At 70.5% G+C, this 13,572-nt stretch carries 15 protein-coding genes; 14 read left to right on the top strand and 1 reads right to left on the bottom strand.

What is annotated here, in order from left to right:
- The 5 genes from ACTVCO_RS09490 (at nucleotide 1) to ACTVCO_RS09470 (ending at nucleotide 4,508) form a co-directional block, all read left to right on the top strand.
- Nucleotides 1-990, top strand: a complete 990-nt coding sequence (locus ACTVCO_RS09490) for a phosphatidylinositol mannoside acyltransferase (RefSeq protein ID WP_443728178.1) — start codon at nucleotides 1-3, stop codon at nucleotides 988-990.
- Nucleotides 987-2,192: a glycosyltransferase family 4 protein gene (locus ACTVCO_RS09485; protein ID WP_443728177.1), complete on the top strand. Its 1,206-nt coding sequence runs from the start codon at nucleotides 987-989 to the stop codon at nucleotides 2,190-2,192. Before ACTVCO_RS09490 ends, ACTVCO_RS09485 begins: the two co-directional genes overlap by 4 nt.
- Nucleotides 2,189-2,863 (top strand): hypothetical protein, encoded by a 675-nt coding sequence (locus ACTVCO_RS09480; protein WP_443728176.1) that lies wholly within the window; start codon nucleotides 2,189-2,191, stop codon nucleotides 2,861-2,863. Before ACTVCO_RS09485 ends, ACTVCO_RS09480 begins: the two co-directional genes overlap by 4 nt.
- 63 nt (nucleotides 2,864-2,926) lie before the next feature.
- A complete protein-coding gene (gene pdxS / locus ACTVCO_RS09475) occupies nucleotides 2,927-3,832 on the top strand; it encodes a pyridoxal 5'-phosphate synthase lyase subunit PdxS (RefSeq protein ID WP_443728175.1) in 906 nt (301 codons plus the stop codon).
- Nucleotide 3,833: 1 nt separating this feature from the next.
- Nucleotides 3,834-4,508 carry an NUDIX hydrolase gene (locus ACTVCO_RS09470; RefSeq protein ID WP_443728174.1) on the top strand — a complete coding sequence of 225 codons (675 nt, stop codon included), beginning with the start codon at nucleotides 3,834-3,836 and terminating at the stop codon, nucleotides 4,506-4,508.
- A gap of 102 nt (nucleotides 4,509-4,610) precedes the next feature.
- Here the strand turns inward: ACTVCO_RS09470 and ACTVCO_RS09465 are convergent, their stop codons facing one another.
- Nucleotides 4,611-5,429: a hypothetical protein gene (locus ACTVCO_RS09465; protein ID WP_443728173.1), complete on the bottom strand. Its 819-nt coding sequence runs from the start codon at nucleotides 5,427-5,429 to the stop codon at nucleotides 4,611-4,613.
- A 103-nt stretch (nucleotides 5,430-5,532) separates the two neighbouring features.
- Between ACTVCO_RS09465 and pdxT the strand changes: the two genes are divergently transcribed.
- The 9 genes from pdxT to ACTVCO_RS09420 all read left to right on the top strand — a co-directional run bounded on the left by pdxT (nucleotide 5,533) and on the right by ACTVCO_RS09420 (nucleotide 13,443).
- Nucleotides 5,533-6,135, top strand: coding sequence for a pyridoxal 5'-phosphate synthase glutaminase subunit PdxT (pdxT, locus tag ACTVCO_RS09460; RefSeq protein WP_443728172.1), 603 nt, complete (start codon nucleotides 5,533-5,535; stop codon nucleotides 6,133-6,135).
- Between the two features lie 3 nt (nucleotides 6,136-6,138).
- On the top strand, nucleotides 6,139-6,894 hold the full coding sequence (locus ACTVCO_RS09455; protein ID WP_443728171.1) for a YebC/PmpR family DNA-binding transcriptional regulator: 756 nt from the start codon (nucleotides 6,139-6,141) through the stop codon (nucleotides 6,892-6,894).
- 82 nt (nucleotides 6,895-6,976) lie between these two features.
- Nucleotides 6,977-7,546 (top strand): crossover junction endodeoxyribonuclease RuvC, encoded by a 570-nt coding sequence (gene ruvC, locus ACTVCO_RS09450; protein WP_443728170.1) that lies wholly within the window; start codon nucleotides 6,977-6,979, stop codon nucleotides 7,544-7,546.
- Nucleotides 7,547-7,630: 84 nt separating this feature from the next.
- Nucleotides 7,631-8,251, top strand: coding sequence for a Holliday junction branch migration protein RuvA (gene ruvA / locus ACTVCO_RS09445; RefSeq protein ID WP_443728169.1), 621 nt, complete (start codon nucleotides 7,631-7,633; stop codon nucleotides 8,249-8,251).
- Nucleotides 8,244-9,254, top strand: a complete 1,011-nt coding sequence (gene ruvB, locus ACTVCO_RS09440) for a Holliday junction branch migration DNA helicase RuvB (RefSeq protein ID WP_443728168.1) — start codon at nucleotides 8,244-8,246, stop codon at nucleotides 9,252-9,254. Before ruvA ends, ruvB begins: the two co-directional genes overlap by 8 nt.
- A 99-nt stretch (nucleotides 9,255-9,353) precedes the next feature.
- Nucleotides 9,354-9,776, top strand: coding sequence for a preprotein translocase subunit YajC (gene yajC, locus ACTVCO_RS09435; protein ID WP_443728309.1), 423 nt, complete (start codon nucleotides 9,354-9,356; stop codon nucleotides 9,774-9,776).
- Between the two features lie 81 nt (nucleotides 9,777-9,857).
- Entirely contained in the window at nucleotides 9,858-11,822 is a 1,965-nt protein-coding gene (gene secD / locus ACTVCO_RS09430; RefSeq protein ID WP_443728167.1) for a protein translocase subunit SecD, read from the top strand.
- Entirely contained in the window at nucleotides 11,822-12,901 is a 1,080-nt protein-coding gene (secF, locus tag ACTVCO_RS09425) for a protein translocase subunit SecF (protein ID WP_443728166.1), read from the top strand. The genes secD and secF overlap by 1 nt, the downstream gene beginning before the upstream one ends.
- Nucleotides 12,902-12,903: 2 nt before the next feature.
- Complete coding sequence (locus tag ACTVCO_RS09420; RefSeq protein ID WP_443728165.1) at nucleotides 12,904-13,443, top strand: adenine phosphoribosyltransferase; 540 nt, start codon at nucleotides 12,904-12,906, stop codon at nucleotides 13,441-13,443.
- Nucleotides 13,444-13,572 lie beyond the last annotated feature (129 nt).

Below are 13,572 nucleotides of genomic sequence, written 5' to 3'. Positions count from 1 at the left end.
ATGGACACTGGCCGACTCTTCCAGCTTGCGTGGGACTACCTGCCGCGCGTGCCCCCGCCCGTCGTACGGGGCGCGTTCGCGCTCGCCGCTGACGTCGCGTGGCTCGTCCGGCCAGCCGGGGTGCGGCGCCTCGAGGCGAACTATGCGCGTGTCCGCCCGGGCCTCAGCCGTCGCGAGCTGCGACGCCTGTCGTTCGCTGGCATGCGCTCCTACCTGCGGTACTACGGCGAGGCGTTTACGCTGCGCGCGGCAACCGCCGAGCAGATCGAAGCGCGGGTGCGGCTTGAGATGCCCGACCACATCTTCGCGGCGCGGGACGCGGGCCGCGGGATCGTCGGCGCGCTCGGGCACCTCGGCAACTGGGACCTGGCCGGCGCGTACGCGGGGACGCACATCATGCCCGTGACGACCGTCGCCGAGCGGCTCGAGCCGCCGCGCCTGTTCGAGGAGTTCCTCGCCTTCCGCGAGGACCTCGGCATGGAGATCCTCGCGCTCGGCGACGACGGCGTCTTCCAGTCGCTCCTGCGGTCTGCGCGCGCGACCCCGCCGCGGCTCGTGCCGCTCCTGGCCGACCGCGACCTGGCGGCGTCGGGCATCGAGGTCGACCTGTGCGGGCACCGTGCACGGGTGGCAGCGGGCCCCGCGGCGCTCAGCGTCGCGACGGGCGTCGCGCTCGTGCCGATCTCGATCACGTACGAACGGCTCACGGGGGAGCGCCGCCGCCGCGCGGGAACGCCCTGGGGCATCATCATCCGTTTCCACCCCGAGGTGACGACGGACCCGTCGCTCCCGCGCAAGCAGCGGATCGAGGCCGCGACCCAGGGGTGGGTCGACACGCTTGCGAGCGTGATCGCCGAGAAGCCGGAGGACTGGCACATGCTTCAGCACGTCTTCGTCGAGGACCTCGACCCGGCGCGGTACGCGCGCACGCTCGAGCGTGCTGCCGGCCGCTCGGACGAGGCCGCGCCCGGTGAGGGGGCAGCCGAATGAATGCTCCGCTCGACGGCCGACGGCTGCGCGTCGGCATCGTGTGCCCGTACTCCTACGACGTCCCGGGCGGCGTGCAGTTCCACGTGCGCGATCTCGCTGAGGCGCTCATGGCGCGCGGTCACGAGGTCGGTGTGCTCATCGCTGCGGACGACGACACCCCGATCGCGCCGTACATGACCTCGGCCGGGAGCTCGCTCCCGCTGCGATTCAACGGCTCGGTCGCGCGGCTCTCGTTCGGTCCGCTCGTCGCGGCGAAGGTGCGGCGCTGGCTCGACCAGGGCGACTTCGACATCCTTCACCTGCACGAGCCTGTGACCCCGAGCCTGTCCCTCCTCGCGCTGTGGAACGCGACGGGCCCGACGGTCGCGACGTTCCATACGTCGATGGTCCGCTCGCGCGCGCTGCAGATGGTCTCACCTCTCGTGCGCCCCGCGCTCGAGAAGATCGACGCCCGGATCGCGGTGTCTGAGGACGCGCGGCGCACGCTCATCGACCACCTGGGGGGCGACGCTGTCGTCATCCCGAACGGCGTCTACGTCGAGCCGTTCCGCGACGCGCAGCCGGACGCGCGGTTCACGGGCACGCATGAGGCGCCGACGATCGCGTTCCTCGGTCGGCTCGACGAGCCGCGCAAGGGCCTGCCCGTGCTCGTGGGAGCGGTGCGTGAGGTCGTCGCGGCGATCCCGGGTGCGCGATTCCTCGTCGCGGGGCGTGGCGATGCGGGCCGGGACGCAGCAAACGCCGAGCTCGGCGACCTTGCCCGGCACGTCGAGTTCCTCGGGGGCATCTCCGACGACGACAAGGCGGCTCTTCTCACGTCCGTGGACGTCTACGTCGCGCCCCAGACGGGCGGCGAGAGCTTCGGCATCGTGCTCGTCGAGGCGATGAGCGCGGGCACGTGCGTCGTGGCGAGCGATCTGGGTGCATTCCGTCGCGTCCTCGACGAGGGCACGGCGGGCGTCCTGTTCCGCACGGGTGACAGCGCCGATCTGGCGCGCACGCTGCTCGAGGTCCTCGGCGACGACGATCGGCGTGCCGAGGTGGCTGGTCGGGGCGCGGCGGCCGTGCGCCGCTACGACTGGTCGGTCGTCACGGACGAGGTTCTCACGGTGTACGAGATGGTGCTCGCGGCCTCGAACGCGACCGTGCGCGTCGCGGACGGCCGGGGCGGCCTGCTGGGGATCGAGGGGAGCGCCTCATGACGTGGTCCGAGGTTGTCGTCATCGTGGTCGCCGTCGTCGGCGTCCTTCTCGTCGTGGGGTGGCGCGCCGCGACGCGGCTCGACCGCCTGCACCGCAAGGTCGTCGCGTCGCGCATCGCGCTCGACGCACAGCTCGTGCGGCGGGCGAGCGCGGCGGGCGACCTCGTCGTCGCGGGCGTGCTCGAGCCGGTCGAGGCGCTGCTCCTCGCCGACGCGGTCGTCGCGACGGGCGGCAGCGGAGGCCAGGGTGGCCACGAGCTCGCGGTCGCCGTTCCCGACCTCGCGGACGAGGTGCGTGGGGTCGCGACGGGCCGAGTCATCGGCGAGGCGCTCGGCGAAGGGCTGGGCCCGGAGCGGACGGACGCCGAGTCCGATCTCTCGGCAGCGCTGCGCGGGGTGCTCGACAGCCCCGAGGCGGTTGCGCAGCTGCAGACGAGCCCTGGGACCGCCGAGCTGCTCGAGTCGCTCTCGGCCGCGTGGTTCCGAGTCCAGCTGGCCCGACGCTTCCACAACGAGGCGGTTGCCCAGACCCAGCGCATGCGCGCCAAGGGGTGGGTGCGGGCCGCGCGTCTCGCCGGTCGGGCCGCGATGCCGCAGACGGTCGAGCTCGATGATGCTTGGCCCGTGGGACTGGGGCGCCCGGGCAGTCACGTTCACCCCGAAGAGCCCTAACATGTCTGCGTCGGCAGGGGACGTCCGTCCCGTGCACCCGAACTTCTGAATGAGGTACCTATCGTGAGCACCGAGAACTCCTCCGCACCCGTCGTCGGGACGTCGCACGTCAAGCGCGGCATGGCGGAGATGCTCAAGGGCGGCGTCATCATGGACGTCGTCACGCCCGAGCAGGCGAAGATCGCTGAAGACGCCGGGGCGGTCGCCGTCATGGCGCTCGAGCGGGTGCCGGCAGATATCCGCGCGCAGGGTGGCGTCGCGCGCATGAGTGACCCGGACATGATCGCGGGCATCATTGAGGCCGTCTCGATCCCCGTCATGGCCAAGGCGCGCATCGGCCACTTCGTCGAGGCGCAGGTGCTCGAGGCGCTGGGCGTCGACTACGTCGACGAGTCGGAGGTCCTCACCCCGGCCGACTTCACGCACCACATCGACAAGTGGGCCTTCACGACGCCGTTTGTCTGCGGTGCGACGAACCTCGGTGAGGCGCTGCGCCGCATCACCGAGGGTGCGGCCATGATCCGCTCGAAGGGCGAGGCAGGAACGGGCGACGTCTCGAACGCGACGACGCACATGCGCACGCTGCGTGCCGACATCGCGCGCCTCACCTCCATGTCGCACGATGAGCTGTACGTCGCCGCGAAGGAGCTTCAGGCGCCTTACGACCTCGTCAAGGAGGTCGCCGAGGCGGGCCGTCTCCCGGTCGTCCTCTTCACCGCTGGCGGCATCGCGACGCCCGCGGACGCCGCCATGATGATGCAGCTGGGCGCCGAGGGTGTCTTCGTGGGTTCGGGGATCTTCAAGTCGGGCGACCCGGCGGCGCGTGCCGCGGCGATCGTCAAGGCGACGACGTTCTACGACGACCCCGCGGTCATCGCCACGGTGTCGCGCGGACTCGGTGAGGCCATGGTCGGCATCAATGTCGACGACGTGCCTGTCGCGCACCGCCTGCAGGACCGCGGCTGGTGACATGAGCGTCAGTGGGACGTCGGCAGCGGGTCTCGGTCGTGTGCCGAGGCCCGCTCCTGGCGCGCGCCCGGCGCCGTCGAGCGCGGCTGCGCCCGCGTCGGCGGGCTCGCGCGAGGCGGACGCCCCGCTGCATCTCGACGAGGGCTGGGTGCGGGCGCCCGACGGCGTGCGCGAGCGCTCAGCCGCGCGGGTGCTCGTGCTCGACAGCACGGGTGCGGTTCTGCTCGTGCGCGGGCACGACGCGGACGAGCCGGACCGCCACTGGTGGTTCTCGGTGGGTGGCGGGATCGATCCGGGCGAGACCCCGCGCGAGGCCGCTGCGCGCGAGCTGCGTGAAGAGACGGGCCTCAAGGTGGACCCCCGGGACCTCGAGGGGCCGGTGCTGCGCAGGTCGGCGATCTTCGACTTCGCACGCGAGCACTGTCGGCAGCATGAGGAGTTCTTCGTCCTGCGCGTCGCGCAGCGTCCGGAGCTCAGCCGTGCCGGGTGGACGCCGCTCGAGGAGAGCTTTGTCGATGAGATGAGCTGGCTCACCGCGGACGAGCTCGACGAGAGCCGCGACGAGGTGTTCCCTGCGACGCTCGGACGCATCGTGCGCGGTCTGGTGGGTGGCTGGGACGGGTCGGTCGAGGAGATCGGCCTCGAGACGGACCCGAAGCGGCACGTCGCCGACTGAGACGCGTGGCGCGCGCCCAAGGGCGACGCGTGGCCGTGACCTCACATGCCGCTGCCCGGGACGGCGAACCGTCCCGGGCAGCGGCATGTCGTCGTGCCAGGGTTACATGCCGGGGTAGTGGACCGGCCCACCCGGGGTCGGACCACCGCTCAAGGCGCGGATCTTGCGGTTGTTCGAGGCTGCGACGATCCACCAGATGACGCCGATGAGCAGGAAGACGAAGCCGAGCCCGCCGACGAGGACCGCGCCGACGATGAGACCGGCGCCGACCGCCAACGCACTGAACGCGTCGTCGAAGACGCCGCTCTGGGCGACGACGACGCCGTCGAAACCGTCGGCGACCTCGATCGTGTGAAGGCCGGTCTCGGTCGCCGTGAACCGTGCGAACCGCGCGACATCAACGCCGTTGGTCGCGAGCACCACGTCCGCTGCGGACGAGAGCTCGACGTCGACGCCCGAGGGGCTCTGGACGACGACGTACTCGTAGTCCGTGCTCGACACCTCGCCCGAGGTGATGAGCTCATACGTCGTGCCCGCGGTTGCCGTGAAGGTGCCCGTGCCGGGGGACTCAATCGAGGTGAGCGTCTGTGCCCACTGAGACGGGTCGTCGGGCATGGCCTCCTGGACGCTCGAGATGCCCGAGGCGGCCATGACGATGCCGCCGATGCTCAAGGCCGCGCCGAGGAAGGTGAAGATCTTGGCCCCGAGCGTCTTGCGCAGGCGCGGTGCGGGCTGCTGCCAGGCGGGCGCGCCATACGCCTGGGCGGGCGCGCCGTACGGCTGGGTAGGCCCGCTGTACGGCGGGATGGGCGCCCCGTGCTGCGGGTCCGGTGCGCCGGACGGCTGGCCTGGCGTTCCGTAGGCCGGAGCGCCAGAGGGCGGAGGCGGAGTGAGGAAGGGGTCGTGTCCCGGCGTCGTCATGGCGCAAAAGTAGCAGGATGCGCGCCTCTGGCGAGAGGCAGGACGCCCAGGGAGCGGGGCGTGTCGCGGACCGGGTGTTCTCTTGCCCGTAGCATGGTGCGACGTGAACCCGACGATCGGCGTCCTGGCTCTCCAGGGCGATGTCCCCGAGCACGTCCGCGCGCTCGAGGCCGCCGGCGCGCGGACCGTGCGCGTCCGACGCGCCGACGAGCTCTCCCAGGTGGACGGGCTCGTTCTTCCCGGCGGGGAGTCGACGACGATCGACCGTCTCCTGTCTGTCTTCGAGCTCCGCGAGCCACTTCTCGAACGGCTGCGCGAGGGCATGCCCGCCTACGGCTCGTGCGCGGGCATGATCCTCCTCGCGGACCGGGTGCTCGACGGCACGTCCGACCAGCGCACGCTCGGCGGAATTGACATGACGGTGCGCCGCAACGCGTTCGGACGCCAGGTCGACTCCTTCGAGACCTCGCTCGAGGTTCGGGGTATCGACGACGGTCCTGTGCCCGCGACATTCATCCGCGCGCCGTGGGTTGAAGAGGTGGGTGACGGTGTCGAGGTGCTCGCCTCCGTCACCGAGGGGCCCGCCGCCGGTAGGATCGTTGCAGTCGCGCAGGGCCCGTTGATGGCGACGTCGTTCCATCCCGAGATCACCGGGGACGCCAGGGTTCACGCAATGTTCGTCCGACTCGTTACTAGGGAGCGGTAAGGCATGTCCGGTCACTCCAAGTGGGCTACCACCAAGCACAAGAAGGCTGCCATCGACGCTAAGCGCGGCAAGCTCTTCGCCAAGCTCATCAAGAACATCGAGGTGGCCGCCCGCACGGGCGGAGGTGACCCCGCGGGCAACCCCACGCTCTTCGACGCCATTCAGAAGGCGAAGAAGACGTCGGTGCCCAACGACAACATCGACCGCGCCGTCAAGCGCGGCTCGGGTGCTGAGGCCGGCGGCGCGGACTACCAGACGATCATGTACGAGGGCTATGCCCCGGGCGGGATCGCGGTGCTCGTCGAGTGCCTCACCGACAACAAGAACCGCGCTGCCGCCGAGGTGCGCATCGCGTTCACGCGCAACGGGGGCCAGATGGCCGACCCGGGCTCGGTCTCGTACCTCTTCTCCCGCAAGGGCATCATCGTCGTCCCCAAGGACGGCACGGACGAGGATGCCGTCATGGAGGCAACTCTCGACGCGGGCGCCGAAGAGGTGAACGACGAGGGCGAGATCTTCGAGATCCTCACCGAGGCGACCGACCTCGTCGCCGTCCGTTCGGCACTCCAGGACGCGGGCATCGAGTACGACTCTGCGGACACGGTCTTCCACCCGTCGATGGAGATCGAGGTCGACGTCGACCGGGCCCGTGCGGTGCTGCGGCTCATCGACGCTCTCGAGGACTCGGACGACGTCCAGAACGTCTACTCGAACTTCGACGCCTCGGACGAGGTGCTCGCGGCGCTCGAGGACGACTGATTCGCATGTGTGCGCGGCGGCGCGTCGGCCTGCGGGTCGACGCGCCGTCGTCGTCCCCGGGCCCGGACAGAAGGGCGGCGCCGTGAGGGTGCTTGGGGTTGACCCCGGCCTGACGCGCTGCGGTGTCGGCGTCGTCGACTCGCTTCCGGGCCGCAAGGCACGGCTCGTGGCGGTGGGCGTCATCGAGTCGCCACCCGCGATGTCGGTCGATCGTCGGCTCGCCATGATCGCGGACGGGCTTGATGCGTGGCTCGACACCCATCGTCCCGATGTCGTGGCGGTTGAGCGGGTCTTCGCGCAGAACAATGTGTCAACCGTCATGGGAACGGCGCAGGCTGCCGGGCTCGCGATGGTGGCGGCCGCGCGCCGGAGCATCCCCGTCGCGCTGCACACGCCCTCCGAGGTCAAGGCTGCCGTGACCGGTAGCGGACGGGCAGGCAAGGCCCAGGTCCAGGCGATGATCGTGCGCATCCTCGGGCTCACGGAGACGCCGCGGCCCGCGGACGCGGCCGATGCGCTCGCGCTTGCGGTCTGCCACCTGTGGCGGCCCTCCGGTGCTCTTGAGGGTGGCGACAACCACGAGCTCACGCCTGCCCAGCGGGCCTGGGCCGCGGCTGACCTCGCGGCGCGCCGTGGTTCGGGGCGTCGGTAGGCCTTGCTACGGTGGTGGCGTGTTCGTACAGGTGTTTGAAGTCGGCGTGCCCGTCGTGAGGGTGCCCGCCGCGGAGGGAGCGTTGTGATCGCGTCGATCAATGGCGAGGTGCTCACGGTCGGGATCGACCGTGCGGTCATCGAGACGGGTGGCGTGGGCCTCGCAGTCCTGGCGGCTCCGTCGACTCTCGCGCTGCTGCGCGTGGGGGAGCGCGCCCGACTGCATACGACGCTCGTCGTCCGGGAGGACTCGCTCACGCTGTTCGGTTTTGCTGACGCGGACGAGCGCGGTGCTTTCGAGACCGTGCAGACGGTCTCGGGCATCGGTCCACGGACCGCGCTCGCGATGCTCGCGGTGCTCTCGCCGGACGCGCTGCGCGCAGCGGTTGCCGAGGGCAACCTCACGACGCTCATGAAGGTCCCCGGCATCGGACGCAAGGGTGCGCAGCGCCTGGTCCTGGAGCTCGCTGACAAGCTCGGGCCCGTGCGGGGTGAGACGGGCGCGGCCGTGACTGCCGCGGCCGACCACCGGGCGCAGGTTGTCGAGGCGCTCGAGGGCCTGGGCTGGACCGCGCGGACGGCCGAGGACGCGGTGACCGACGTCCTGGCCGGGCGTGGCATGGGCGCGGACGACCCGCTCGCCGCGGGTGACGTGCCCGACGTCCTGCGCGCTGCGCTGCGCTCGCTCGGCGGACGTCGTGGCTGAGGCGCCCGTGGAGCGTGTGCTCGACGGGGGTGCGGACGACGTCGAACGCGCTGCCGAGGCCGCGCTGCGGCCCCGCCGTCTCGAGGAGTTCGTCGGGCAGACCGTCGTGCGCGACCAGCTCTCGCTCGTGCTGCACGCGGCCCTCGGTCGCGGCGTGAGCCCCGACCACGTGCTGCTCTCGGGGCCGCCCGGACTCGGCAAGACGACGCTCGCCATGATCATCGCCGCCGAGCTCGGCACGTCGTTGCGGATCACATCGGGTCCGGCGATCACTCACGCGGGTGACCTCGCGGCGGTCCTGTCCTCGCTCGACGAGGGTGAGGTGCTCTTCATCGATGAGATCCACCGGCTCGCGCGGCCCGCAGAAGAGCTGCTCTATATGGCGATGGAGGACTTTCGCGTCGACGTCGTCGTGGGCAAGGGGCCGGGTGCGAGCGCGATTCCGCTGTCGCTCCCGCCGTTCGTCACGGTCGGCGCGACGACCCGCGCGGGGCTCCTCCCCGCGCCGTTGCGCGATCGTTTCGGCTTCACCGGGCATCTTGACTTCTACGACGCTGCTGAGCTTGAGCGCGTGCTGCTGCGCAGCGCGGGACTTCTCGGGACGACGCTCGACGTCGATGCCGCGGCCGAGATCGCGAGCCGCTCGCGCGGCACGCCGCGCATCGCCAACCGGCTCCTGCGCCGCGTGCGTGACTGGGCCCAGGTGCGCGGTGACGGCCGGCTCGACCTGCACGCCGCGCAACAGGCGCTCGAGGTGTACGAGGTTGACGCTCTCGGCCTCGACCGGCTCGACAGGGGCGTCCTCCTGGCGCTGTGCACGCGTTTCGGAGGCGGACCCGTCGGCCTCTCGACCCTGGCGGTCGCGGTCGGCGAGGAGCCAGAGACGGTCGAGACCGTGGCCGAGCCGTTCCTCGTCCGCGAGGGACTCATGGGTCGCACGCCGCGCGGCCGGGTCGCGACCCCTGCTGCGTGGGCGCACCTCGGGCTCCGTGCCCCCGAATGACCCGCTGAGGGAACCGCGACGGGCCCGCGCGCGTTGGTTGTCGTGACCCGCCGATAGACTGCGGCAGGCGTTTCACATTTCTCAAGGAGTCCACCCGTGATGACCGACGTCTCGAACCTCGCTGCCGGCGCTGCCGGGGGCGGCAGCGACATCTTCCTCTACGTCATTCTGGGCGCGCTCGTGCTCATGATGTTCTTCGGGTCGCGTCGCTCGCGCAAGCAGCAGCGAGAGGCTGCGGCCTTCCGCGACAGCCTCGAGGTGGGCACCGAGGTCATGACAGGCTCGGGCTTCTTCGGCACGATCGTCGCGGTCGACGGTGACCGCGTGACGCTCGCGGCGCTCGACGGCGCACGTTCGGTCTGGATCCGTCAGGCGATCGCGAAGATCGTTGATCCGGTCGAGCCGGACACCCTGGTCGACGGCGACGACCTCACCGATGAGGCCGACGACGACAGCGCGGGCAGCCAGGACGGGACAGACACGCCCGGGACGCCGCAGGACGGTCGTCCGGCGAACGAGTAGGCTCGGCGCGCGGCCCTCGGGGCGCACGTCGACGAACCCGGACCAGGCGCACTGGTCCGCACACGGGAAGAGATCACTCTGGTGGCGAGCAGTACGAAGAAGACACGTCCGCTGCGGACGCTCATCAGTCTCGCGATCCTCATCGCTCTTGCGGTCGGCGGCCTTGCCGCGGGCGTCAAGTGGGGAGACGCGGACTGGACGCCGAACCTGGCGCTCGACCTCGAGGGTGGCACGCAGATCATCCTCACGCCGGTCACGACCGACGGCTCGGCCATCACCGAGGAGGACATCCGCCAAGCGATCAACGTCATCCGCCAGCGTGTGGACGCGACCGGTGTCGCTGAGGCGGAGATCTCGAGCCAGGGTGGTCAGAACATTGTCGTCGCGCTGCCGGGTCGTCCCGACCAGACGACCCTCGACCTCGTGCGCCGCTCGGCGCAGATGAACTTCCGTCCCGTGCTCGCCCAGGCCTACGGCTTCCAGGCCGAGCCCACGCCGGAGCCGTCGGACGAGCCCACCGCGACCGACGAGCCCACCGCGACCGACGAGCCCACCGACGGCGCGTCCGAGGGCGCGTCGGGCGGCGGCTCGAAGGCTGCGGCCGCTACGGCGACCGAGACCGCGACGCCCACGGACGACCCGACGACGAGCGAGCCCGCGACCGAGAAGCCGACGGAGGCGCCCGCGCCGACGACCGCCAATCCCTCGGACCTCGCGCAGATCACGGACGCCGTGAGCAAGAAGTTCGAGGACCTCGTGTGCGACCCGTCGAAGCTCACGGGCGGTGACTCGGGCGACCCGAACGCCGTCCTCATCACCTGCTCCGACGACGGTCTGTACAAGTACATCCTCGGCCCCGTCGAGATCCCCGGGACGCAGATCAAGAACGCCCAGTCGGGCCTGCGGGTCGTCAACGGCGCGACGACGAACGAGAGCGTCGTCAACATCGAGTTCACCAACGAAGGTCGCGACGCGTTCTACGCGACGACCAAGCGCCTCGCTGAGCAGTACACGCAGGGCCTGGCCGGCGCTGACGTCGCACCGAACCTCTTCGCGATGGTTCTCGACGGTCTCGTCATCTCGGCACCCCAGGTGACCGAGGCGATCCCGGACGGCCGAGCCGAGATCTCGGGCGACTTCACTCGTGCGAGCTCGGCGGCTCTCGCCAACCAGCTGAACTTCGGTTCGCTGCCCCTCGACTTCAAGGTCCAGAGCGAGAGCGAGATCTCCGCGACGCTCGGTTCGGAGCAGCTCCAGAAGGGTCTGCTCGCAGGCCTCGTCGGCCTGCTGCTCGTCGTCATCTACTCGCTTTTCCAGTACCGCGTGCTCGGTTTCGTCACGGTGGCCTCGCTCATCGTCGCGACCGTCGTCACGTACCTCGTCATCACGTACCTCTCGTGGCTCCAGGGCTACCGACTCTCGCTCGCGGGTGTCACGGGACTCATCGTCGCGATCGGTATCACGGCGGACTCGTTCATCGTGTACTTCGAACGCATCCGCGACGAGCTGCGGGACGGGCGCGCACTCGTCGGGTCGGTCGAGAAGGGCTGGGACCGCGCACGCCGCACGATCCTCGCGTCCGACGCGGTCAACCTGCTCGCCGCAGCGGTCTTGTACTTCCTGGCCGTCGGCGGTGTGCGCGGGTTCGCGTACACGCTCGGTCTCACGACCGTCATCGACGTCCTCGTCGTCTTCTTCTTCACGCACCCGCTCATGCACCTGCTCGCACGGACGAAGTTCTTCGGAGCCGGGCACCCGGCGTCGGGGCTCGATCCCCGCCAGCTCGGCGGACGCGCCGCCGTCTACCAGGGTCGCGGTCGTGTGCGTGCGGCGAAGGACGCGCCCAAGGCCAAGGCCAGCGCGTCGGCATCCGGCGCTCTCGCGACGCTCGACGCGGCACCCTCGGTCGACGACAGCGAGCGACCGCTCACGATCGCTGAGCGCAGGGCTCAGGCCCGCGCTGCAGAGGCGACCGAGACGACCCTGGACGATGCACCTGAAGCCGAGACCACCGTGGTCGACGGCGCAGACGAGGAGAAGCACTGATGGCACGCCGCGGATTCTCCCAGTGGGGCAACGACCTCCACACGGGCCGTCGCTCGTACAACATCGTGGGCCAGCGCAAGCGTTTCTTCGCTGCGTCGCTCATCATCGTCGCGCTGTGTGCGCTCGTCCTCGGCATCCGAGGCTTCAACTTCGGGATCGAGTTCACGGGCGGTGCTGAGTTCACCGTCGCGGGCGTGGCCGACACGGCGCAGAGCACCGCGACGGACGTCGTCTCGGAGGCCGGTGTCACCGAGGCCGCACGTGTGTCCTCGCTCGGCTCGTCGTCTGTGCGGGTCCAGACGGTTCCTCTCGAAGAAGGCCAGATCGCCGAGATCAAGTCGGGGCTCGCTGAGGCGTACGGCGTCGCAGCCGACGCCGTCACCGTGACGACGATCGGTGCGACGTGGGGTCAGGACGTCTCGCAGAAGACGATCCAGGGCCTCATCGTCTTCGTGCTGCTCGTCACGCTCGTCATGACCGCCTACTTCCGTAACTGGCGCATGGCCGCGGGTGCGATCATCGCGCTCTTCCACGACCTCATCCTCACGCTCGGCGTGTACGCGCTCGTCGGCTGGGAGGTCACCCCCGCGACGATGATCGGCTTCCTCACGATCCTCGGCTACTCGATCTACGACACCGTCGTGGTCTTCGACAAGGTCCGTGAGAACACCCAGGGCATCCTCGCTCAGAAGCGTTCGACGTACGAGGAGCAGGCGAACCTCGCCGTCAACCAGACGCTCGTGCGTTCCATCAACACCTCGGTCGTCGCGCTCCTGCCCGTCAGCTCGATCCTCTTCATCGGCGCGTTCATCCTCGGCGCCGGGACGCTGCGCGACATCGCGCTCGCGCTCTTCGTCGGCATGGCCGCCGGCACGTACTCCTCGATCTTCCTGGCAACGCCGCTCGAGGTCGCGCTGCGCGACCGTGAGCCGGCGATCGCCGAGCACACCGCCAAGGTTCTCGCAGCGCGTGCGGGCGAGGGCGGCGACGTCGAGGTGTCGGCCTACGCAGCGGCAGGCAAGCTGCTCCCGGGCCAGCACCAGGGTCACACGGCCCAGCCGAGGCGGCGCAAGAAGTGAGCATGACGGATCGTCGCTCGGCCGACATCGCGATCGTCGAAGATCTGTTGCGGGAGGTTCCTGACTTCCCCCAGCCCGGTGTTCTCTTCCGGGACGTCGCGGGCGTGCTCGCCTCGGGCGAGGGATTTGCGGCCGCGACACGGGCGCTCGCCGATCTCGCGGGTGAGCTGGGTGAGTTCGACCTCGTCGCCGGCATGGAGGCGCGGGGGTTCCTCTTCGGAGCGCCGCTCGCCACGCTCCTCGGGACCGGCTTCATCCCCGTGCGCAAGGCGGGCAAGCTGCCGCCTCCCGTGCTCGCGGCGACGTACGAGCTCGAGTACGGGACCGCGACGCTCGAGATCCGGGACGGCACGATCCCGCCGGGGGCGCGAGTTCTCGTGCTGGACGACATCCTTGCAACGGGTGGAACCGCCTCGGCGGGCGCGGACCTCGTGGAACGTGCGGGCGGCGTCGTCGTCGGGCTGGCGTTCCTCTTCGAGATTCCCGAGCTCGGCGGACGCGAGCGGCTCTCCGGCCGCGAGGTGCGTTCCCTCATCGTCTGACCTCGTTCGCACGAGGAGGCGCCCCCGAACCGGGGGCGCCTCCTCGTGCGCGCAGGTCGACGGCGCGAGCGCCGTAGACTGTCCACCTGCACAACGTTCAATGACGTCCGGGGCGGCACCCCGGGCGCA

Origin of the sequence: Sanguibacter sp. A247 (assembly GCF_052324925.1) — a bacterium.
Taxonomy (GTDB): domain Bacteria; phylum Actinomycetota; class Actinomycetes; order Actinomycetales; family Cellulomonadaceae; genus Flavimobilis.
The sequence above is the reverse complement of the archived record's forward strand: the minus strand, read 5'-3'. Positions and strand labels throughout refer to the sequence as shown.